The sequence below is a fragment of the Bacillus sp. MUM 116 genome (genome assembly GCF_001866655.1).
In the GTDB taxonomy this organism is placed as follows: Bacteria; Bacillota; Bacilli; order Bacillales; family Cytobacillaceae; genus Neobacillus.
The window spans coordinates 26,469-48,324 of sequence record NZ_MLYR01000005.1; the positions used below are offsets into that span (position 1 = coordinate 26,469).

At 37.3% G+C, this 21,856-nt stretch carries 19 protein-coding genes and 1 other annotated feature; of the genes, 16 read left to right on the forward strand and 3 right to left on the reverse strand.

Going from position 1 to position 21,856, the window contains the following annotated elements:
- Positions 1-48 precede the first annotated feature (48 nt).
- The 4 genes from spoVID to BIV60_RS01390 all read left to right on the forward strand — a co-directional run bounded on the left by spoVID (position 49) and on the right by BIV60_RS01390 (position 6,998).
- A complete protein-coding gene (gene spoVID / locus BIV60_RS01370; protein WP_071353954.1) occupies positions 49-1,143 on the forward strand; it encodes a stage VI sporulation protein D in 1,095 nt (364 codons plus the stop codon).
- 88 nt (positions 1,144-1,231) lie between these two features.
- Positions 1,232-2,266 (forward strand): spore coat protein YsxE, encoded by a 1,035-nt coding sequence (gene ysxE / locus BIV60_RS01375; RefSeq protein ID WP_071353955.1) that lies wholly within the window; start codon positions 1,232-1,234, stop codon positions 2,264-2,266.
- Positions 2,267-2,670: 404 nt separating this feature from the next.
- Positions 2,671-2,902 (forward strand) — a binding site (T-box leader).
- 66 nt (positions 2,903-2,968) lie between these two features.
- Complete coding sequence (locus tag BIV60_RS01385; protein WP_071353957.1) at positions 2,969-5,614, forward strand: valine--tRNA ligase; 2,646 nt, start codon at positions 2,969-2,971, stop codon at positions 5,612-5,614.
- A gap of 61 nt (positions 5,615-5,675) precedes the next feature.
- Positions 5,676-6,998, forward strand: a complete 1,323-nt coding sequence (locus BIV60_RS01390; protein WP_071353958.1) for a bifunctional folylpolyglutamate synthase/dihydrofolate synthase — start codon at positions 5,676-5,678, stop codon at positions 6,996-6,998.
- Positions 6,999-7,067: 69 nt separating this feature from the next.
- Here the strand turns inward: BIV60_RS01390 and BIV60_RS01395 are convergent, their stop codons facing one another.
- The 3 genes from BIV60_RS01395 to BIV60_RS01405 are packed head-to-tail and all read right to left on the reverse strand — an operon-like array spanning position 7,068 to position 9,147.
- The gene (locus BIV60_RS01395) at positions 7,068-8,261 is read right to left on the reverse strand and encodes a hypothetical protein (protein WP_071353959.1); all 1,194 of its coding nucleotides are present in this window, start codon (positions 8,259-8,261) and stop codon (positions 7,068-7,070) included.
- The gene (locus BIV60_RS01400) at positions 8,262-8,726 is read right to left on the reverse strand and encodes a prepilin-type N-terminal cleavage/methylation domain-containing protein (protein ID WP_141770384.1); all 465 of its coding nucleotides are present in this window, start codon (positions 8,724-8,726) and stop codon (positions 8,262-8,264) included. It lies immediately after the preceding gene.
- Entirely contained in the window at positions 8,719-9,147 is a 429-nt protein-coding gene (locus BIV60_RS01405; RefSeq protein ID WP_071353961.1) for a type IV pilus modification PilV family protein, read from the reverse strand. The genes BIV60_RS01400 and BIV60_RS01405 overlap by 8 nt, the downstream gene beginning before the upstream one ends.
- A gap of 284 nt (positions 9,148-9,431) precedes the next feature.
- Here BIV60_RS01405 and BIV60_RS01410 point away from each other — a divergent pair, with 284 nt between their 5' ends.
- The 12 genes from BIV60_RS01410 to BIV60_RS01465 all read left to right on the forward strand — a co-directional run bounded on the left by BIV60_RS01410 (position 9,432) and on the right by BIV60_RS01465 (position 21,839).
- Positions 9,432-10,226, forward strand: a complete 795-nt coding sequence (locus BIV60_RS01410; RefSeq protein ID WP_071353962.1) for a hypothetical protein — start codon at positions 9,432-9,434, stop codon at positions 10,224-10,226.
- Positions 10,227-10,309: 83 nt separating this feature from the next.
- Positions 10,310-11,650, forward strand: coding sequence for a G5 domain-containing protein (locus BIV60_RS01415; protein ID WP_071353963.1), 1,341 nt, complete (start codon positions 10,310-10,312; stop codon positions 11,648-11,650).
- 23 nt (positions 11,651-11,673) lie between these two features.
- On the forward strand, positions 11,674-13,335 hold the full coding sequence (locus BIV60_RS01420) for a GspE/PulE family protein (RefSeq protein WP_071353964.1): 1,662 nt from the start codon (positions 11,674-11,676) through the stop codon (positions 13,333-13,335).
- Between the two features lie 12 nt (positions 13,336-13,347).
- Complete coding sequence (locus BIV60_RS01425) at positions 13,348-14,394, forward strand: type IV pilus twitching motility protein PilT (RefSeq protein ID WP_071353965.1); 1,047 nt, start codon at positions 13,348-13,350, stop codon at positions 14,392-14,394.
- Complete coding sequence (locus BIV60_RS01430) at positions 14,387-15,604, forward strand: type II secretion system F family protein (RefSeq protein ID WP_071353966.1); 1,218 nt, start codon at positions 14,387-14,389, stop codon at positions 15,602-15,604. Before BIV60_RS01425 ends, BIV60_RS01430 begins: the two co-directional genes overlap by 8 nt.
- Positions 15,605-15,736: 132 nt before the next feature.
- Entirely contained in the window at positions 15,737-16,231 is a 495-nt protein-coding gene (locus tag BIV60_RS01435) for a prepilin-type N-terminal cleavage/methylation domain-containing protein (RefSeq protein WP_071353967.1), read from the forward strand.
- Entirely contained in the window at positions 16,218-16,997 is a 780-nt protein-coding gene (locus tag BIV60_RS01440) for a prepilin peptidase (RefSeq protein ID WP_071353968.1), read from the forward strand. Before BIV60_RS01435 ends, BIV60_RS01440 begins: the two co-directional genes overlap by 14 nt.
- Before the next feature lie 16 nt (positions 16,998-17,013).
- Complete coding sequence (gene pilM, locus BIV60_RS01445) at positions 17,014-18,009, forward strand: type IV pilus biogenesis protein PilM (protein ID WP_071353969.1); 996 nt, start codon at positions 17,014-17,016, stop codon at positions 18,007-18,009.
- Entirely contained in the window at positions 18,009-18,911 is a 903-nt protein-coding gene (locus BIV60_RS01450; protein ID WP_071353970.1) for a PilN domain-containing protein, read from the forward strand. The genes pilM and BIV60_RS01450 overlap by 1 nt, the downstream gene beginning before the upstream one ends.
- Positions 18,908-19,696, forward strand: coding sequence for a hypothetical protein (locus BIV60_RS01455; protein WP_071353971.1), 789 nt, complete (start codon positions 18,908-18,910; stop codon positions 19,694-19,696). The genes BIV60_RS01450 and BIV60_RS01455 overlap by 4 nt, the downstream gene beginning before the upstream one ends.
- Positions 19,697-19,812: 116 nt before the next feature.
- Entirely contained in the window at positions 19,813-20,886 is a 1,074-nt protein-coding gene (locus tag BIV60_RS01460; RefSeq protein ID WP_071353972.1) for a hypothetical protein, read from the forward strand.
- Between the two features lie 380 nt (positions 20,887-21,266).
- Positions 21,267-21,839 carry a Maf family protein gene (locus BIV60_RS01465; RefSeq protein ID WP_071353973.1) on the forward strand — a complete coding sequence of 191 codons (573 nt, stop codon included), beginning with the start codon at positions 21,267-21,269 and terminating at the stop codon, positions 21,837-21,839.
- The last annotated feature ends 17 nt before the right edge of the window (positions 21,840-21,856 follow it).

Here is a 21,856-nt window from a genome sequence, read left to right on the forward strand (position 1 = left end):
TAAGTGACATAGTGATTTTGCGTGAAGGAAACGAAAGGAGGAGTCGCTTTGTCTCAGGAGAATCAATCGAGCCTACGTTTTTCCTTGGAGGAATCGTTGTGGTTTAGAAAGGGACAGGAAGTCGAAGAACTTGTATCGATTTCCCTAGACCCGGATATCACCATCCAGGAAAATGATCAATACGTAACCATCCGTGGTTCGTTGGAATTAACCGGCGAATATAAAAGCTTCGAAGAAATTGACACAAGTGAACAAGAACAAGCTGCCAGTCAAAAATATGTGGAGAGAGTCAATGAACAGGACGAAGGCGTATGCCAATTTTCGCATCGCTTTCCGGTCGACATCACCATTCCAAACAATCGAATTCAAAGCATCTACGACATTGACGTTCTTGTAGAATCCTTTGACTATTCCTTGCCGGAGCGCAGCTGTCTAAAATTATCCGCCGAGCTGACCATTAGCGGGCTATATGGTAATGAAGAACAACTTGAAGCGCAAATGGAAGAACAAGAGCCTGAATTGGAAGTTCTTCATCGTTCTCAATATGAAAACGATGAGGATGAAGAGATATTCCAACAGCCGGTGCAGGCAAATCCATTTGCAGAACCCTTCTTGTTTGAAGCAGAAGCAAGAAAGCCTCGTGAAGAAGAGAAAAAAGAAGCATTTCTGCAGTTCCCGAATTTTTCCTATCAGTCACAGGATTATGAGCCGGTGGAGCCATACCAGCCTTCCTGGAATTTCCAAGAGTCTCGAAGTGAAGGGAATCATCCGTTTGAAGTGGTCGAAGAAATCGCTGAAATCGCTGAAATCCATGCAGAAAATGACCATTTTGAAGAAGATGTAACGATTGCCGAGGAAAGCTCATCTTCCTCTGAGCAAGCACCAAAGCAAGGGAAGAAGAAAAAAGCAGCTAAAAAGAAAAGCATGACCTTAACCGAGTTTTTTGCGCGCAAAGAGGATGGTGCGGAACAAGCAAAGCTCAAGGTTTGCATTGTCCAAAAAGGGGAAACCGTCGAAAGCCTTGCGGATCGTTATGATGTAACCGTACAAAATCTCCTCCGTGTCAACAACCTTGAACTGAATCAGGAGGTATACGAAGGTCAAGTCTTATATATTCCGGTTGGTTTAGCGAAAAAATATTAGAAAATCCTATGGATGAGCGGGTGTTATACCCGCTCACCTTGTTGTAAATTCCGTAAAACTTGCTTTCTTTGAAAGAGAGTTGAGTAACATGAATGACACGAATTGGCTTATAAGGCTTTCTCCCATTCTTGAAAATTATCAGGTAAAGCCTTATTTTGTAGAAGATTTCGGCAGTGTCCTGAAAGTATATTCAAATAAGGGAACCTTTGCCCTCAAAAAAATTTCTCCCACAACAGGGACTGATTTTATCCGCCATGTCCATCTTTTATACCAAAAAGGCTTTAACCGCATCGTCCCAATCTATCCCACCATGGATGGCAGGTATGCAGTCCTACATGAAAATGAGCTTTATTATTTAATGCCATGGATGCCAAATGAAGTGAAGGAAGACCGTGAACATCGAAATCAACAATTATTCCGCGAACTGGCGAGGCTTCATACTTTATCGGCAAAAGAAACAGAAGTAAGCAAGGAAGAAAGAACAGAGCATTACGAAAAGACCCTTGATCAACTGGAAAAACATCAGGAATTTCTTGAGGGCTTCATTGAAGAATGTGAAAATAAGACGTATATGTCACCATTTGAATTATTATATTGCTTGTATAACAACGACATCCGTATGGCGCTTCGTTTTTCAAAAGACAGATTTGAGGAATGGTATGAAAATACAAAGGACAATGAAAAAGCCAGAATGGTTATTACCCACGGAAAATTATCATCCCAGCATTTTTTGTATGATGAGAGGGGCTATGGGCACTTTATAAATTTTGAAAATGCCCGGTACGGGTCGCCTATCCATGACATGCTGCCGTACCTGTCAAGATCTTTGGATACCCAGTTTAGGAAAAGCGATGATTCCATTGATCTGGTTCTTCATTATTTTAAATATTTTCCGTTTAAACAGGATGAGAAATTATTATTTTACAGCTATTTAGCCTATCCGTTTCCAATGATCCAGTGTGTGGAAGGGTATTATCGAAAGCAGGGTGCGAAAAATGAATTAAAATTTGTCAAACAACTGCAGCGACGTTATTGGCATTTGAAAAACTCTGAGTATGTCGTTTCCAGAATGGTCGAAATGGATAGGCAGCAGCAGACAAAAGAAGGAGCCCAGCAGCAATAATCATGCTACAAGGGCTCCTTAAACTATTTCAAACAGAAGTGAAATGCCGATAATGATAAAAAAGGTCAATAATAACACATCAAAGACCGTCGGTAAAAACAGGGTACGAATAAACTGAAAAATGATGAACGGAACAATAAATTGCGCACAAATTCTGCGGCAGGTTCTAAACCAGGGATGGTAGGTAAATTTGTTGAATTTTCTCCCTCGCACTGAAAAGGTCCTCCCTTTTTAAATGGCATTTCTTTATGTATATTCTTGACCCCCTGCAAATTCCCCAAAAAAATACTAAAATACTTCCAACCTCTAAAAAAAAGTCCAAGGTAGTATAAAATTTTAAAAAATAGGCAATCATTATTGACGTCATCCCCCTATTTTGGGTAGTATAACAATATAATTTAATTAGTTAAGCAATGACAGGGAAGAGTACGATGCAATTTGCTTTTAGAGAGGGAAATCAACAGCTGAAAGATTTCCTAAGCAAAACATTGGAAGGTCGCCCTTGAGCTTCTTCTGCGAAAGGATGTCCATATCCGATTAGTGGAAGACGGATGAAATCCGTTATCCGATGAAGAGCCAGTCGCATTTTGATTGGAAAAAAGGTGGTACCGCGAAGCAACTCCATTCGTCCTTTTATGACGAATGGAGTTTTTTTATTTTTTCGGTACAGTGATTCAAAAGATACAAAGGAGGCAAATTTAGATGGAAACAAAAGAAATTACAATGCCAACCAAATACGATCCACAATCAATTGAACAAGGTCGTTATGATTGGTGGCTAAAAGGCAAATTTTTTGAAGCAAAGGATGATGAAGAGAAACAACCTTATACGATTGTTATTCCTCCTCCGAATGTAACAGGAAAGCTTCATTTAGGTCATGCTTGGGATACAACCCTTCAAGATATCATTACCAGAATGAAACGGATGCAGGGCTACGATGTTCTTTGGTTACCGGGGATGGACCATGCAGGAATCGCAACGCAAGCAAAGGTAGAAGCAAAATTGCGTGAAGAAGGCAAGAGCAGGTATGACTTAGGCCGTGAAAAATTTGTAGAGGAAACCTGGAAGTGGAAGGAAGAATATGCTTCCCATATCCGCCAGCAATGGGCTAAATTAGGTTTAGGCTTGGATTACAGCCGCGAACGCTTTACCCTTGATGAAGGCTTATCAGCTGCGGTTCGCGAAGTTTTCGTTACCCTATATAAAAAAGGCCTAATTTATCGTGGCGAATACATTATCAACTGGGACCCATCCACAAAAACGGCTCTTTCTGATATTGAAGTTATTTATAAGGATGTTCAAGGTGCATTTTATCATATGCGATATCCACTAGCAGATGGCTCAGGACATATCGAAATCGCAACAACCCGTCCGGAAACAATGCTTGGCGATACCGCGGTAGCTGTACATCCGGAAGATGGCCGTTACAAGCATTTAATTGGAAAAACCGTTATTCTGCCAATTACAGGCCGTGAAATTCCAATTGTCAGCGATGATTATGTTGATATGGAATTTGGTTCAGGAGCTGTTAAAATTACCCCGGCACACGACCCGAATGACTTTGAAATCGGTAATCGTCATAATCTAGAAAGAATTCTCGTTATGAACGAAGATGGCACAATGAATGCCAATGCGGGCAAATATCAAGGCCTTGACCGCTTTGAATGCCGCAAGCAAATTGTAAAAGATCTTCAAGAACAAGACGTTCTATTCAAAATTGAAGATCACCTCCATTCTGTTGGCCATTCAGAGCGAAGCGGTGCCGTTGTTGAACCATATCTTTCAACGCAATGGTTTGTAAAAATGCAGCCGCTTGCGGATGAAGCTATTGCCCTTCAGAGCAAAGAAAACAAAGTAAACTTTGTTCCAGATCGCTTTGAAAAAACGTATTTGAACTGGATGGAAAACATTCGTGACTGGTGTATTTCCAGACAGCTTTGGTGGGGCCACCGAATTCCGGCTTGGTACCACAAGGAAACAGGCGAGGTTTATGTAGACCATGAACCGCCTGCAGATATCGAAAATTGGGAACAGGACACCGATGTTCTAGATACATGGTTCAGTTCAGCACTATGGCCATTCTCAACCATGGGCTGGCCTGATCAAGAAGCGGCGGATTACAAGCGTTACTTCCCAACGGATGTATTGGTAACCGGCTATGATATCATTTTCTTCTGGGTATCAAGAATGATTTTCCAAAGTATTGAGTTCACAGGCGAGCGTCCATTTAAAGATGTTCTCATCCATGGCCTTGTTCGCGATGCACAGGGTCGTAAGATGAGTAAGTCATTAGGAAATGGCGTTGACCCAATGGATGTGATCGACCAATATGGTGCCGACTCACTTCGTTATTTCCTATCAACAGGAAGTTCACCAGGTCAGGACTTGCGTTATAGCACCGAAAAGGTTGAAGCAACCTGGAACTTTGCGAATAAAATTTGGAATGCATCCCGCTTTGCCTTAATGAATATGGATGGCCTTAAATATGAGGAAATTGATTTTAGCGGAGAAAAATCAGTCGCCGACAAGTGGATTTTAACAAGATTAAATGAAACGATTGAAACCGTAACAAGACTTTCTGCCCGTTATGAATTCGGTGAAGTAGGCCGTGCTCTTTACAACTTCATTTGGGATGACTTCTGTGATTGGTATATTGAAATGGCGAAGCTTCCTTTATATGGCGAAGATGAGGCGGCGAAGTTAACAACTCGCTCGATCCTTGCTTATGTATTGGATCAAACAATGCGCTTGCTTCATCCGTTTATGCCATTTATCACCGAAGAAATTTGGCAAAACCTACCTCACAATGGCGATTCCATTACCACTGCTCAGTGGCCGGAGGTAAATTCTTCGTTTACAGACGAGGAAGCAGCACAAGAAATGAAAATGTTAGTGGAAATGATTCGTTCTGTACGGAATATCCGCGCTGAAGTAAATACACCAATGAGCAAAAAGATTAAAATGCTTGTAAAAGCGAAGGACGAATCGGTTCTTAAAGCGCTTGAAAAGAATCGTGCTTATATTGAACGTTTCTGTAATCCTGAAGAACTTCAAATGGGAATTGAAATCGAAATACCGGATAAAGCAATGACTGCTGTTATCACTGGTTTAGAAATCATCCTTCCGCTCGAAGGTTTAATCAATATTGAAGAAGAAATTGCCCGTCTACAAAAGGAATACGACAAATTCACAAAAGAAGTAGAGCGGGTTCAAAAGAAATTAAGCAATGAAGGCTTTATCAAGAAAGCTCCTGAAAATGTCATTGCTGAAGAACGAGCAAAAGAGAAGGATTATCTAGAAAAGAGAGCGGTTGTTGAAGCAAGATTGAAAGAGCTAAAAGTACTATAATAAGAAAAGACGAATCCTCATTGGATTCGTCTTTTACATAACAATAAACGGGGTGTCAAATATGTTTGCAACCTATCAAGAAGCCCTTGACTGGATTCATGCAAGGTTAAGACTTGGAATCAAACCTGGCTTAAAACGAATGGAATGGATGATGGACAAGCTTGGGAATCCGGAAGCAAAATTAAAAGCGATTCATGTTGGCGGGACAAACGGTAAAGGCTCGACAGTCACTTTTTTACGTTCCATGCTGCAAGCCCAAGGGTATAATGTTGGAACTTTTACCTCTCCTTATATTGAGCAGTTTAATGAACGCATCAGCATTAATGGAAAACCAATCCGAGATGATGAAATATTGCAGCTTGCCAATGTAATCCGCCCGCTTGCTGATGAATTAGAAGGAACCGAGCTCGGCGGTCCAACAGAGTTTGAAGTGATTACGGCCATGTCTTTCTATTATTTTGCTGAAATAAATCCTGTGGATATTGTTCTTTATGAAGTAGGGTTAGGCGGCCGTTTTGACTCTACAAATATCTTCATGCCAATCGCATCGATCATAACAAATATCGGGCTCGACCATACGAATATTTTAGGTGATACTTACGAGGAAATCGCTTTTGAAAAGGCCGGTATTATTAAAAAGCAAACGCCTATTTTTACAGCTGTCCAACAGCCCGGTGCATTAAAGGTAATTGAAGAACAGGCCGAACAAAAGGATGCACCGATTTACCGGCTCGGTCAGGAGTTTACTATCAGTGGTCACGAGTCAATCACAAGCGGAGAAATTTTTTCATTAAAAAACGGTATTGATTCATTAGAGGAGCTTGAAATTAGTTTGATTGGCAGACATCAAACTGAAAATGCGGCAGTTGCAATTACAGCCATTCAATATTTAAATCAAACTGGATCTGTATCAATCTCTGAACAATCCATTAGGGAAGGGTTAAAAAATGCCTACTGGCCAGGCAGATTTGAAATCCTCTCGGAGAAGCCGATGGTCATTATTGATGGTGCGCATAATGATGAGGGAATTGCTACTCTCGTTAACGAACTTAAAAATCGTTATGCAGATCGAAATATCCATATTGTTTTTGCAGCATTAAAGGACAAAAAATTTGATAAAATGATTGAACAATTAGATCAAGTTGCAAATCAGCTATCTTTCGTTTCCTTTGATTATCCGCGTGCAGCAACTGCACAGGATTTATATGAAAGCAGCAAATCGGAAAATAAGGAAATGGTAGTGAATTGGCAGGAGTTTTTAAAAGAGGCGATTCAAGCTATACAACCTGATGGTATGTTGGTGGTAACAGGTTCATTGTACTTTATTTCAGAAGCAAAGCCTTTATTGTACAATTATTTGAAAAATATGACGATTAAATTGTGACAACAATTGAAATCTTAAAGACAAAAAAAGGATCCTTCTTACAGATTTATGAAGGATCCTTTTCCAGTATTAATAATTATAATTTACATTATTTACAAGTTTATCTCCCCATGTAATAGTGACGGGAGGGATTGAAGAGATTCCACATTTTTGTTTAAATACATCATCTGAAACTTTACTTTTTTCAATTAATTCTCCGGTAATAGTCTGTTTTTTTTCAACCGTTAAACTTCCTACAACACATAATGTAGAGCCGCTATTGACAGTGAGTTTTCCCCCAATATAAGTATTTCCTCCAATATAAGCAATAGAGTTACCGGCGAGCTCGAAATGTCCGTTTACAGTAAAGTTCCCTTGAACATAGATATTTGATCCTGTATCTACTCGATACTGGCTATCAAAAGTGGCCGAACCTTTTGACTCCAAGGTTAAAGCAGAAGCATTATTTGCATTTTTTCCTAATCGAAAGTCCTTTTCGGTATGGATTTTCATTTTATTCATGTTATTCGCATTTCCATCTATAAATAATGTACCAGTTGTAGCTGATGAAAAAATCGTATTATTTGAAATTCCATTGATATTTTCATTAAAAGTTTTAGCTGTATCAATTAATATTTGAGAACAAGAATCTTTAATTGAGACGATAGAAACAGGATTATTACAAGTAGTTGAAATATTAGTTGGCTGTGGAATTGAGTTAAAAGTGGGAAGTGTATATGTGTTTGTTGTCCCGCTGCCTGTAGAATTTAATCCACTTATCGTTGGTTCAAAACTCAATTCGGTACTAAGTGTTGTAATTTTACCATTATCATTTCCAATTACAGTAAGTTGGATTTTTTTATTTGTTGTTTTTGTATAGAAATTCTTATTAGTCAAAGTAAATGAATCATTAGGATTTCCATCAATTGGTACGGAATTTTGTAAAGTATTTAATCCGGAACTAATTGTTGTTTTCATCAAATTGACACCTTGCATAACATAGGAATCATAAGATTGTAATTGATTATTTTGGCGATCCGCATCAATTTGTTCCTTTACTTGATTGTTAACATTTTGTTTATTCGCATCATAAATATTTTGAACAGCCGTTTGATAATAGGAAATACCCATTTCAGCTAATGCAACTGATTTAGATTTCTTCTCAACTATTTGTGTTTGTTTTACTGTATTTAAAGATTGGCCCATAAATGATAGAAAAAGAACCATGAAAATAGAAATAATCAGAAGTACAGTAACGAGTGCATATCCATTTTCTTTCTTCACCTAAATATCACCATCCTTTAGTCGATAGAGTAATGATGAAATTGTTACTTGGTTATTTATGTCCTTTCGGTCCGATACTGTAATACTTAAATTAACATCTGTCTCCCCTGGATTTATTGAACTGATGTTGGTTGCTGAATAACATAATTGTGCATTTGTAAACACTTGTGTTTGTACGGTATTGTCTTGTTTAGTAAAAGTCACACTTATTTGACAGTTTGAGGAGGCTAATTGAAATTGTTTAGATGTTTGGAATATACTTGTTAGATTGGTAATCACTAGATTTGCTTCTTGCTCCATTGAATTTTTTGACATAGATTTTTGGGAGACTTTATTTCCTTGAATAAAGACATTCCAAATTACTATTCCAATAATAGAGAGGATGGTAATGGTAGCTAAAAGTTCAACAAGTGTTAACCCACGTTCATCACGAATCAAAAAAATCATCACCCCTAACCTAATCAACTTTGATATAACCAAATGTTTCCGAAACTATTATACCTTTATCATTTATTAGGCTAACTTGAATAAAATGTTGTTCAATAGGCCCTGTAGAAAGATCAGATGCTTTCTTAATTTTTATATTCACGGAAAAATTCCCTTCACTAGTTTTACAATAGTAAAAGGTACCGTCCTCTTTATACAAACCAGGTAAACTCCCCGTTGTACTATCATCAAGATAATTTTTAACAACAGTCGAATTTTTCCATTTTACAAGAACTTGTTTAGCTGTATTAATGGCTTGAGATTTATTTAAGTTTTGACTATTCACGTATCCCATTTGTGGAAAAAACTTTATAACGGATAAAAAGATAATCGATAAAATGACAATAGAAACTAAAACCTCAACCAAAGTTAATCCTTTTTGATTTTTTTCAAGACACATCTTTTATTCATTCCCTTCAGGAACAAAATCTACAGAAAACATACTGTTTATTTGGTCTTCAATATAATAGTTCAAATAGACTAGTATAATCAACTGAAAATAAAATACAACTTTGAATGAAATTATAATTATTTTCCAGATTCTTTTAATCTAACTAAAAATATTATACAATATGCAGGAGTCGAATTTTGTCTAATTTTTGAAGAAAACGACATAAAAATATATTATTTGAAATATTTTGTAGTTTAATAGTACATAAGTGTTATATCGATCGGAGTGATTGGATGCAAACAATTATTTGGGCCTTTTGTTCTATGATTGTTCTATTATTGGTCCTACTCTTTTTACCACTAGGCTTTACGTTAAAAGGAAAGCTTTTTATTGTCTTATCAAGTTTAATTATTTCTTTAGGGGGACTAGCTGCAAGCAACACCTTTTCACTCCCATTAACTGCAATCTTGCTGATTTTACTCATCTTTATTACAGCTTATATTTTGAATCAACGAGCTAGCCGCATTTTATATGATCCAAATCAATCACTTGAGGAAAATTATATAGATATTTATGAAAAAATGAATGTTTTAGAAGAAGAATATATTGAAACCCCAAAAGCTACTAAGTTTCAGGAACTATCTGAGTTAAAAAGTATTGAACCTAATAACAAATTTACAGAACCAACAAATGAAGAGGCTTTGGATTCTACTCAAACAATGGAAGAAGGTCATTTGGAAGTACCCAAAATATCACCTGTGGATATTTCTTTATTGCTTGGAGAGGATCCAAAGCAAGAATCGGATTTACATGAAGTTGAACTTGATACTGATGAAAACAATATTTCGGATATTGAGAATGAATTGTTTATGGAAAAAGATAAAAAGGAACCTCCAAAAAGTGAAGATGGTTATTTATCAGAATTAGAAAGATTATTGATTGCGAATTTAGAAGAGTCTTTTATTGAAGACGAAAAAGTGGAAATTAGTAAACTTAATTCTGATAAAAAAGAACCTTTAGAAGATGATTCTAAACTAGACGATCTTTTGGGTGCTAAAGAAGTAGCAATTGGATTGGATAAAAAATAGAAAGTATTGAGAAAGTCAAATTACAGTGAAAGTAAAATTTTCTACCAAAATAAAATGTAAAGGTAGAAAGGAAGGCGGAAAATGTGGGTAAGAATCAGCAAATGATCAAATTATTTGTTGTACTTTTTTTGAGTACCGCTTTTATTTTTAGTTTTTCCCATTTTGGTGCAAAAGCATTTGATAAATTGACAAACTCAGATGGGAAATATTTGAATGGTACAACTATTGGAGGAATAGATATTTCGGGAAAATCCCAAAGTGAAGTTATTAATCTATTAAATACTCGCTATATTAACTGGGTGAAAAATTCAAAAATAAATCTTCAGTATATCGAAAAAACTGCTCAATTTGATTTAAAGGATTTCAATTATGATTCTGCTACAACGATTAATTCAATAAAGGATGGCCAAGCAAATTCAATATTTGTGACGATTGATAAAAATAAGGTGGAAGAGCAAGTCCAAATTCTCTTTCCGCAAATTAATAGCAAGAATATTGATGTAAACAAACTTACCATGGGTTTATCGGAGACAGCATCAAAATTAGAAACAGGTACATTTAATTTCAATATATACAGTGATTTCTTGTTAGCTAAAGCCAATGATAAAGATGCCGTTATAAGCCAAGCAATAATAAAATTAAGGGATATACCAATTGATTTGTCAGAATTAGTATATCAAATTTCAAAAATTGATATAAATGGACAATCAACTTTTTCCTTTTTAGAATTTGCCAAGAAAAAACATCTTGAAGATTTTTCTTCTCTAAATATAATTGTAACTGGATTTTATCAAGCTATTTTACCTACTAATTTTTCGATTGTAGAAAGAAATATCAGTAACAAACTTCCTCGCTATGCAAGCTTAGGCTATGAGGCAAGAGTAAATGACAAGACCAATTCTGATTTAATGATTGAAAATCCAAATGAAGGAAAGTACACACTAGAATTTAAATTGGACGATAATCGTTTGGTTGTTACATTAAAAGGCGAAAAGTTTATGTATTCCTATAAAATTAATAAAAAAAGTAAAAAGGAATTACAGCCTAAAACGATTCTCCAATATAGTCCGCTTCTTCTGTCCGGCCAAACTAAGATTCAAGCAGAAGGTAAAAATGGACTTATGGTAAAAGTCTATCGGGATGTATATGAAGGAAACCAGTTAATTAAATCGAATCTAATTTCCGATGACTACTATCCACCAATCTATCGTGTGGAAATACACGGGTTATCAGGCAGTACACAGGATACTGCACAAACCATTGGAAATGCAAAAAATCAACCATCAACCAGTGACGCTAACCAAACTGGAAATGGTAGTGCGAATGATGACTCTAATGGGAACCAATCAACTGTGACCGATTCAACACAGAACAGCTCAAATGATAGAAATCTTTGGGGAAAACCAAATGAGCAACCAAAATAATGTAGACAAAGCAGGGATGTGCAATGAAGCAAGTAAGAAAACGACTTGGCGATTTATTAATCGAAGAAGGGTTAATTACTGCTGAGCTGCTGTATACCACATTAAAGGAAAAAAGTACAAATCAAAAGCTTGGTGAGGCATTAGTTCAAAGAGGTTATATTACGGAACAACAATTAATTGAGGTATTGGAATATCAGCTGGGAGTACCACACATCAGCCTTTTTCAATATCCGTTTGACACCAATATTTTTTCACTTGTATCAAAAGAGACAGCACGACGTAATTTAATAATTCCAATTAAAAAAGATGGAAATAAGCTTTATATCGCGATGGCGGATCCAATGGATTTCATCATTATGGATGATTTACGCCTTTCTACAGGCTTTCAAATTGAGCCTGCAATTGCGACGAAGGATGATATTTTAAAGGCAATTAATAAATACTATGATGTTGATGACGGTTTTAATGAGCTCCTTGATGAACTGCCACAAAATGAAAAAAGGCGAAATGATGATGTAACAGATCTGAATTCTCCCATAGTTAAGCTGGTGAATCAGATTCTTACCAATGCTGTGATTCAAAAAGCTAGTGACATCCACATTGACCCACAGGAAACCAAAATAACAGTTCGATATCGAATTGACGGAGTGTTACGAACGGATCGTGTATTACCACGACATATGCAAAGTGTATTAACAGCAAGGATTAAAATTATGTCAAATCTTGATATTACTGAACATCGAATTCCACAAGATGGAAGGATTAAATTGAACCTCGATGTTCACCCAATTGACCTCCGTGTCTCAACTCTTCCCACGGTTTATGGTGAGAAAATTGTTATGCGGCTGCTTGATATGAGTTCTGCGTTAAATGATATTAACAAACTGGGTTTTAACGCTCTGAACTTGAAAAGGTTTGGTGAATTAATTGAAAATCCAACTGGTATCGTCCTAATCACCGGACCAACTGGTTCAGGGAAATCATCTACTTTGTATGCCGCACTCAATAAAATGAACAATGAAGAAGTCAATATCATTACAATTGAGGACCCTGTTGAATACCAACTTGAGGGAATAAATCAAATCCAAGTAAACCAGAATGTTGGAATGACATTTGCTGCAGGATTACGTTCTATCCTTCGACAAGATCCAAATATTATTATGGTAGGGGAAATACGTGATAAGGAAACTGCTGAAGTGGCCATTAGGGCATCTTTGACAGGACACTTAGTCTTAAGTACCCTTCATACGAATGATTCAATTGGTACAGTTACTAGATTGATAGACATGGGTGTTGAACCATTTTTGTTAGCATCTTCATTATCAGGTGTCGTAGCCCAACGTCTTGTGCGAAAGGTTTGTCGGGATTGCATGGAGGTTCAGGAACCATCTAGGCGTGAAATTGAGATTTTTGCCAAACGTGGAATAAAGATTGAAAAAATTCATCGTGGTAAAGGCTGTTCTTTCTGTAATATGACAGGTTATAAGGGAAGAATTGCCCTTCATGAAGTACTAGTCATTAATGATGAGATGCAACGGAGTATTATGAATGGTGAATCTTTTCAAAGGTTAAAAGAATTAGCAAAAAAAAGCAAAACGATCTTTCTAATTGACGATGGCTTATTAAAGGTCAAGCAAGGGCTAACAACGACTGAAGAAGTATTACGAGTAGCAACTCTGGAATAGGGGAAAGAAAAAATGAAAGAAAAAATTGACCAAATACTAAGAGCTGCAATTGATTATAAGGCATCCGATGTTCATTTAACTGTAGGAGTTCCACCGGTTTTTCGAATCCACGGGGACCTAAAAAGGTTTGGTCCTGATAAACTGCTTCCTGATGAAACAGAAGGAATGGCAAAAGAAATTATTCCGGAACATTTATGGAATGTATTTAAAGAAAAAGGGGAATTGGATTTTTCTTATGGCGTACCAAGGACCTCCCGATTCCGTGTTAACGCCTTTCATCAGCGTAAAAGCGTTTCGCTTGCCCTAAGGACCGTCGCTTCCAAAACCCCGACCATTGAGGAACTAGACTTACCAGAAGTAATAGCAAAATTAGTCGAAAAACCACAAGGGCTAATTCTTGTAACAGGTCCTACTGGCAGCGGTAAATCTACAACACTTGCATCGATGATCGATTATATGAACCGCACAATGCGAAAGCATATTATTACGCTTGAAGATCCAATCGAGTATCTTCATAAACATGGAAATTCAATTATTGACCAGCGGGAAGTCGGGTTTGATACACAAACCTTTGCAAGCGGGTTAAAGGGTGCTCTTCGTCAAGACCCGGATGTCATTCTTGTTGGTGAGATGCGTGATTTAGAAACCATTGGTATCGCAATTACAGCAGCTGAAACAGGTCATTTGGTACTTGGCACACTCCACACATCGAGTGCTCCAACTACTATCAACAGGATTATTGACGTTTTTCCGCCTGCGCAACAGCCTCAAATTCGGATACAGCTAGCATCTGTTTTGGTAGGAGTCATCTCCCAGCGGCTTTTCCCAACGCCAGATAAAAAGGGCAGGAGAGCAGCTACGGAAATAATGGTAAATAACCCAGCGATCGCTAACTTAATCAGAAGTGAAAAAATTCACCAAATTCAAAGTACAATGCAAACCTCCCGTGCCCAGGGAATGCATACGCTTGAAATGAGTATCAAAGAATTACTTGACCGCAACCTTATCCAAAAGGAAGCGGTAACCCAATATTTACATGAGAAGATGTTAAATGGCTAGATTTAAATATTCAGGTCGTGACCGAAAAGGGAAACGGCAGGGCACAGTGCATGCAGCTTCTAGAAGGGAAGCGATGGTAAAGCTTAAAGAAGAGGGGATACGTGTAATTGAAATCAATGAAGTCCCAGAAACTCTTTTGACAAAGGATCTTACTTTTGGCAACCCAGTAAAGTTACAACATTTTGTTATCTATTTAAGGCAGTTCTCAACCTTACTAAAGGCTGGGGTGACAGTTGTCGATGCAACAGCTATTCTAGCTCAACAAACAGAAAGTAAAGGATTAAAAAAAGCATTACTTGATGTTGAACAGGAATTAAGGGAAGGTAATCCCCTTTCAGAAGCGGTTTCAAAACATAAGAAAATTTTCACACCAATGTTTATTAATATGGTAATTGCCGGGGAAGTCAGTGGTAATTTAGACGAAACACTTGACCGATTAGCGGAGCATTTCGAGAAGCAACATTATACACGGCAAAAAATAAAGTCAGCACTATCCTATCCAATGGTTGTAGGAATAGTTGCTCTAGCTGTTGTGATTTTTTTACTAGTATCTGTTGTCCCAACTTTTGTGACTATGTTCAATCAAATGGGTGGAAAACTTCCTGCGATTACTTTATTTGTTGTTGGAGCAAGTAATTTTGTGGAAAAAAGTTGGTGGATATTAGCCATATTAATCTTTTTTATCGCTTTCCTAGTATTCTTCTTGAAGAAAAATAGTAAATCAAAATATTACTTAGATGTGATAATGTTAAGAATGCCGATATTCGGAAAACTGGTTCAGAAAGCTGCACTTGCTAGAATGATGAGAACACTGAGTTCATTATTTTCTAGTTCTGTTCCGATTCTTCAAGCAATGTCCATCGTTGAAAAAGTAGTTGAAAATGAAGTTCTTGCAAAGGTTATTCGCGAGTCGCGAAATACTCTTGAAAAAGGTCGATCAATGACAGAACCAATGGAGAAACATTGGGCTTTTCCGCCGCTGGTTACCCAGATGATTGCAATTGGGGAGGAAACTGGGGCTTTGGACGCAATGCTGTCAAAAATCGCAGACTTTTACGAAAAAGAAGTTGAAACAGGAACAGATCAATTAAAATCTTTAATTGAGCCGTTAATGATAGTATTTTTAGCAGGGGTAGTTGGGACGATAGTTACTGCTATTATGATGCCTCAATTTGCCATGTTCGACCAATTCCAACAGATGAATCAGTAACTGACAATTTAGTCACAAATAGGACAAAATACTGCAAAAAGCACAATTTTCTTCTTTTCTTCAACAGTCAATTAAATTATAATAAAAACGACTAAATTACTAGGTTCATAGAACTAAAAGGGAGAAGAAATTATGATTCAAAAATTAAAGAAAAAGCTTAAAGAACAACAAGGTATGACATTAGTTGAATTGCTTGCTGTTATTGTTATTTTGGGAATAATTGCAGCGATTGCTATACCAAGTATAGGGAAACTTATTGATAATTCAAAGCTTGATGCTCACGTTGCAAATGCTTCACAAGTAATAAGTTCTACCCAGTTAGCTGTTACAAATGAACCTAAATTACAATTAGGCACAAAATATATTCCACTAGAGTATTTAGAAGCTACAGGTGTTCTTGACAAAGTTAAAGATCCCGATAGTGTGGGTTATTCAAGAGGAAATGTTACTGGTATTGATGCCGTCGTTGCTCTGAATGCAGCACCAGCTACATCATATGTTAAAGTAGTAGATGGAAAAGTTATGGAAATTAGGTTGTTTTCTACAAAAAGAGGAGTACAAGATGATACCGGAAAAGCTATAGGTGTTGATAATATCACTCGCAATGATGTTCATGATACAAAATAAAATCATTATTCTTTTTGTTTCATATCTTTTTATAGTTGGTTTATGTCTTGGTTCATTTTTCAATGTCGTTGGCTTAAGGGTGCCACTAAAAAAATCAATCATTCGTCCACGTTCGGCTTGTTCAACCTGCGGGCATCAATTAAAAGCACACGAACTAATACCAGTACTATCATATTTAATTCAAGGGGGAAAATGCCGCGGCTGTAAGTCGCGGATTTCTCCTATCTATCCTGTTTTCGAACTGCTAACTGGAATCTTATTTGCAGCTGCACCATCTTTAGTAGGATGGTCTTGTGAATTAGTGATTGCCTTAACACTTATCTCACTGTTTATGATAATAATTGTGTCAGATATTCACTATATGATCATCCCTGATAAAATTTTACTTTGGTTTGCAGGGATTTTTTTATTGGAACGAGTCTTTATACCATTAACTCCATGGTGGGACAGCCTTTTAGGCATGGTTACAGGTTTTCTGCTCCTCCTCATCATTGCCCTTGTCAGCAAGGGCGGCATGGGTTTTGGAGATGTGAAACTTTACGCATTACTTGGTTTTGTTTTGGGAATTAAGCTAGTACTTTTATCCTTCTTTTTATCGACATTATACGGTGCAGTTATTGGTGGACTTGCACTAGTATTAAAAATCGTAAAAAGACGTCAGCCGATTCCGTTTGGACCATTTATTGCAGCTGGAACTTTATCTGCTTATTTTTGGGGAACAGACTTAATCAACATGTATTTTCAATTTCTCAATCAAGGATTATAAATAAGGGGTTTTTAAAATGGCTTTTTCCCTTTTTACACCAAAAAATCGAATCATTAATCTGGTATTGAATGACCATTCGGTTCGTCTTGTTGAATTAAAGCAAGCGGATCCGCCGATAGTTCAGAGATGGAACGAACGCTTTCTGCCACCTGGAATCATCAGTGATGGGAAGATTGTTGATCGTGATGCCTTATCTAGCATTCTTGAAGAATGTATAGATGAATGGAAAATTCAGCGCCGCTCCATCCGCTTTATCGTACCAGATCAGCTGGTGATTATCCGGAAGGTCTCGATTCCGGCAGAAATTCAGGATGATGAACTGAAGGGATATCTTTATTTGGAACTTGGTTCAAGTATTCATCTGCCATTTGAAGAACCGATTTTTGACTATTACCTCTTTGAGGGGAATGGGAAGACAAAAGAGTTATTGTTATTTGCAGCACCAGAACAGCATGTTACTGAATATACAGATCTTTTTTCAAAACTTAAGTTAGATCCGATTGCAGCGGATATCTCTCCGCTGGCGTTATACCGTTTATATCATAAGCTTGAAATGAACAAGCCAAATGAAGTCCTTTTTACGATTCAGTTTGATTTAACGAGCGTAAATCTTTGTATTTTTGAAGAATCTGTTCCTCTTGTCATGCGTCAATTTCCTTTACCTTTCAATATGGAGCAATGGGAAATTAAACGTAATATACTAGGTGCAATGGACTATAAATTTATTGGTGAATCAGAAGAACTAACGATTCAAATTGAAGATATTTTTAGAGAAATCAATATGCTCCATGATTTTTACAGATATTCACTAAGAAATGATAAGCAAGAAGTTACCAATTTTTTATTAAATGGTGACCATCCGATGTGGGAAGCAATCTATGATGAACTGCTCGAGAGATTTGATATGCCTATTGACCGAATTTCTTTAGAGAATGATTCTATAGGGAAAACAGAAATTGTACCCGAAAACCTTTTATTGACATTGGGTCTCGCTTTAAAAGAGGTGAAATAATGCTAGTTGAAATTAATCTGCTTCCTCCGAAAGAACCGAAAAAAATCAACATGATTATTGCAGTTGGCAGTGCACTAGCATTATTTTTGCTTATTGGTGGTTTCTATTTTTGGCAAATCAATTCAACAAAAAGCAAAGTTACTGAAGTAGATAGACAAATCTCGATGACGCGGAAAATTGCTGAAAAAGAACAACAGAAAACGGACACAGTTGTGTCATCTAGCTCCGTTAGCCAATTAAAAAGTGCAATAGAATGGGCGAACAGTTACTCAATTCCAACGATTCCTGTCATGAAACATTTGACATCGCTATTACCGGAACGCGGCTTTATTCAATCCTTTGGTTATACAGACGTTGGAACGGTTACGCTCACTGTCCAATTTGACAGTGCCAGAGAAGCTGCCTATTTCTTGGATAGCCTTAATGAATCAAAGTGGATTGAGGAAGCCAGTTTGAATTCATTATCAACTACTGAAACCAATACAGCTAATTCGACGGCTGTTTCAAATAATCAAACAAATACTAATAGTACGGGTTCAAGCACAAATAGTCAGTCTAATGGTTCAAGTACAAGCTCAGGGACAAATACCCAGAGCACAACTAGTACAAACACAAGTACGAACAATTCAACAAGTACTACGGTAAATGATAACAACCAAATTGTTAATTCTTCGAGCACTGGCAGTTCGACTCAAACAACTTCGAATTCTAACATTCAAACAAATCAAAATAGTACTACTTCAAATTCTTCAACTAGTAGTTCAAGTGCTTTAAGTGATAAAAAAGATAATAAGTATTTACCTCGTTATACCGGCCAATTTGAAATCAAATTAAATAAAGACAATATCAAAGAAATTCTTAAGAAGAGCAAAAAGGGTAAGGAAGGAGTGACTGGTTCATGACATTATCATTCCTGAAGAAACGTAAATTTATGGTTCTAATCGGCATACTTTTACTAGTTTTACTTATCGTTTTTGCCCAATTCAATTTATTATCACCATTAAAATCAGACTTAACCATGAACCAGCAGCAATTGCAAAATGAGCAAAAGTTGCTGGAAATCGCTAGTCAAAAGACACAAGAAGCAGCGGCTGGTGTTGCCGAAGATACACGCGAGCTCCAGAAAAAGATTCCTGTTAAGCCGCTCCAAGATCAGTTAATCCTGGACTTAGAAAAAGCAGAAACGATTTCAAATAGTGAAATTAAATCCTATGGTTTTTCAAAGGATGCTGATGTAAGTACAGGAATGGATCAAGCAAATGCAGGAAACGCTAGTACAACTCAAATCACAACACCAAATTCAAACGGTACCAATTCTGCACAAGCCAATCAAGTCACATCAACTAATCAGCAGACGGCTCTTGCAGTACCAAGTGGAATGAAGAAACTAACTGTCTCCTTAAGCGTAGAATCACCTAGCTATAAAGATTTTGAAAAGTTTGTCCAGACATTAGAGTCATTAGAGCGTATCGTTGTGGTTGAAACCATCAATTATTCCGGGGGACAAGAAATTACCTCATTGGATCAAGAAAACCAGCCGTTAACGTTTTCGCTTACTGTTTCAGCCTTCTATATGCCAGGCCTAGCCAACCTTGCATCACAAGTACCAAAAATCGATGCACCGGCACCTGCACATAAAGACAATCCATTAAGCACTTTTGCGGATCCTACCAAAAAGTCTAATTAAAGGTTAAAAAATTTGACGAAAGTCTACGATAACAAGACGACAAAAGTCTTGTTATTTTTTTTTGTCAATATGATAGGATGGAACAAATTAGCAGTTTGGTAGAGGGGGGACGAAGCGTGGACAAGCCCAAAAAAAATAACAGTACGATCACAATAAAATTAAATGGTGAACCACATACGTTTCAAGAAGAAATAAAAGAGAAGGAGAATGAAAGAAACCAATCAAAACCTGACGTAATCGATATGGTACCGAATAAGGAAGAACCCGATGTCTTTTTAGAAACCGCAGCTGCCCAAGAATCAATGGATGAAAGTTTTGATTGGATTATTCCGGAATCATCGGATCATGAAATCGAAGAGTATAAAATTATCAACCATCAAACAAAAAAGAAATCCACATTTCCTAAAATCACTTCCTTTAACACGAACACAAAAAAGATAGATGGAAAAGGCCTTAAATCCATTTTTATTTCGGCTGTCTTTGCTATTGTCCTAGGAACTGGATTTGGCTTCCTAATGCTTAAGCTCGTAAACGACCAACATAGCAACAAACCAACAACAGGGCAGATTTTAACCGAAGGGGAAGGAACAGGGAAGGCAGCAATACCAGCAGCATCAGGTGCAACGGCTGTCGTGAAACCACTGACGACATTTGTCATTCAAGGCGGTGTTTTTTCTTCAAAAGATGGGACACAAGCAACATCAAATCAACTTGCTGAAAAAGGAGCACCTTCACAGTCGATAAATATCGATGGCAAAGAGTATTTATTTTTAGGAGTAGCAAGCACGATTGATGATGCAAAAAAGCTTGGGAGTAATTATAAAGACGCTGGAATCGCCGATGTCTGGGCAAAGTCGCTTTCCGTCGATCAGAAAGAAATCACTGGGGTAAATGCCGCTGATAAAACATTCCTCGAAACGGCAGGGGCCATCTACCAGGACCTTTCCGAAATAACAGCTGCCGCTATGCTGACTGAAAGTATCCCGGAGGAATCGTTTAAATCCATTTCCGCTTTAATCGGAAAAATAGATACTAAGGAATTGAAAAATAACAAGGTAAAAAGTCTGCAAACCTTACTTGCAGCAGCAGTTGGAAAGGTAGAAGCCTATCAGTCATCGAAGGATCAGAAAAATTTAGTAGATGCTCAGCAAACCCTTTTAAATTTTCTATCCTTATACTACTCTATGTAATCGATATTTCGACATAGTAAACAAAAATCGCTATTTTCCGGGAAATAAAAACATATGCTAAAGCCTGTTCAATTATTGGACAGGCTATTTATCCCGCATTAACGGGCAGTAAGACCCCCACTTCAGGGCTTAGCGTAAACAGGAAGAGTAAGTGGGGGATCAACTGCCCGTAAAAGCCCGATTGGTTCAACTAACAATCAGTGGGGGATGAAAAACCCCCCACTGATTGAAGTTTCACTTTATCATGAAGAACATTTTAATAGTATAATTTTACAATATTCTTCAAAATTTAATGATATATAAATTGTTTGCACAGGTATAATTTGATACGATTGATTTGTATCTCCCTATACGAAAAAGCAAAAAGGTAAGGTGATGAAATGCAAAACCTCATTTTAGCCTCTTCTTCTCCACGGCGAAAAGAACTTCTAGAAAACCTCCGCCTATCTTTCGCAATTTCAAGCAGTGATGTTGATGAAAGCTTTGATCCAAAACTTTCTCCAGAAGAAGTTGTGATGGAGCTTGCCATCCGGAAAGCTAAGGTTGTTTTTCAAGAAAATCCAGAAGCTTTTGTGATTGGTGCCGATACCATTGTGGTTGCGAATGGCCAAATCTTAGGAAAGCCAGCGAATGAAGCAGAAGCTAGAAGTATGTTGAGAAAACTTTCAGGAACACAGCATGAAGTATACACAGGAGTTGCCATTATTTCTTCAAAAAGCACGACCCAATTTTATGAAAAAACTGAAGTTTGGTTTTGGGAGTTAACGGATGAGGAAATTAACTTGTATGTGCAAAGTGGGGAACCGCTTGATAAAGCAGGGGCATATGGCATCCAAGGATTAGGGAGCATGCTTGTCAAAAAAATCAATGGGGACTATTTTGCGGTTGTCGGCCTGCCGGTTGCTAGGACGGTTCGGGAATTAAAACGGTTAGGCTACCCATTGCCGTATTAAGTGTTCATTAACTCCCA

Bases quoted from the DNA above. Each gene is read 5' to 3' on its own strand.
- BIV60_RS01430 (WP_071353966.1), top strand. From the start codon at position 14,387: ATGGCTAGATTTAAATATTCAGGTCGTGACCGAAAAGGGAAACGGCAG.
- ysxE (WP_071353955.1), top strand. From the start codon at position 1,232: ATGAATGACACGAATTGGCTTATAAGGCTTTCTCCCATTCTTGAAAAT.
- BIV60_RS01420 (WP_071353964.1), top strand. From the start codon at position 11,674: ATGAAGCAAGTAAGAAAACGACTTGGCGATTTATTAATCGAAGAAGGG.
- BIV60_RS01435 (WP_071353967.1), top strand. From the start codon at position 15,737: ATGATTCAAAAATTAAAGAAAAAGCTTAAAGAACAACAAGGTATGACA.
- BIV60_RS01390 (WP_071353958.1), top strand. From the start codon at position 5,676: ATGTTTGCAACCTATCAAGAAGCCCTTGACTGGATTCATGCAAGGTTA.
- BIV60_RS01425 (WP_071353965.1), top strand. From the start codon at position 13,348: ATGAAAGAAAAAATTGACCAAATACTAAGAGCTGCAATTGATTATAAG.
- pilM (WP_071353969.1), top strand. From the start codon at position 17,014: ATGGCTTTTTCCCTTTTTACACCAAAAAATCGAATCATTAATCTGGTA.
- BIV60_RS01465 (WP_071353973.1), top strand. From the start codon at position 21,267: ATGCAAAACCTCATTTTAGCCTCTTCTTCTCCACGGCGAAAAGAACTT.
- BIV60_RS01385 (WP_071353957.1), top strand. From the start codon at position 2,969: ATGGAAACAAAAGAAATTACAATGCCAACCAAATACGATCCACAATCA.
- BIV60_RS01440 (WP_071353968.1), top strand. From the start codon at position 16,218: ATGATACAAAATAAAATCATTATTCTTTTTGTTTCATATCTTTTTATA.
- BIV60_RS01450 (WP_071353970.1), top strand. From the start codon at position 18,009: ATGCTAGTTGAAATTAATCTGCTTCCTCCGAAAGAACCGAAAAAAATC.
- BIV60_RS01405 (WP_071353961.1), bottom strand. From the start codon at position 9,147: ATGTGTCTTGAAAAAAATCAAAAAGGATTAACTTTGGTTGAGGTTTTA.
- BIV60_RS01410 (WP_071353962.1), top strand. From the start codon at position 9,432: ATGCAAACAATTATTTGGGCCTTTTGTTCTATGATTGTTCTATTATTG.
- BIV60_RS01455 (WP_071353971.1), top strand. From the start codon at position 18,908: ATGACATTATCATTCCTGAAGAAACGTAAATTTATGGTTCTAATCGGC.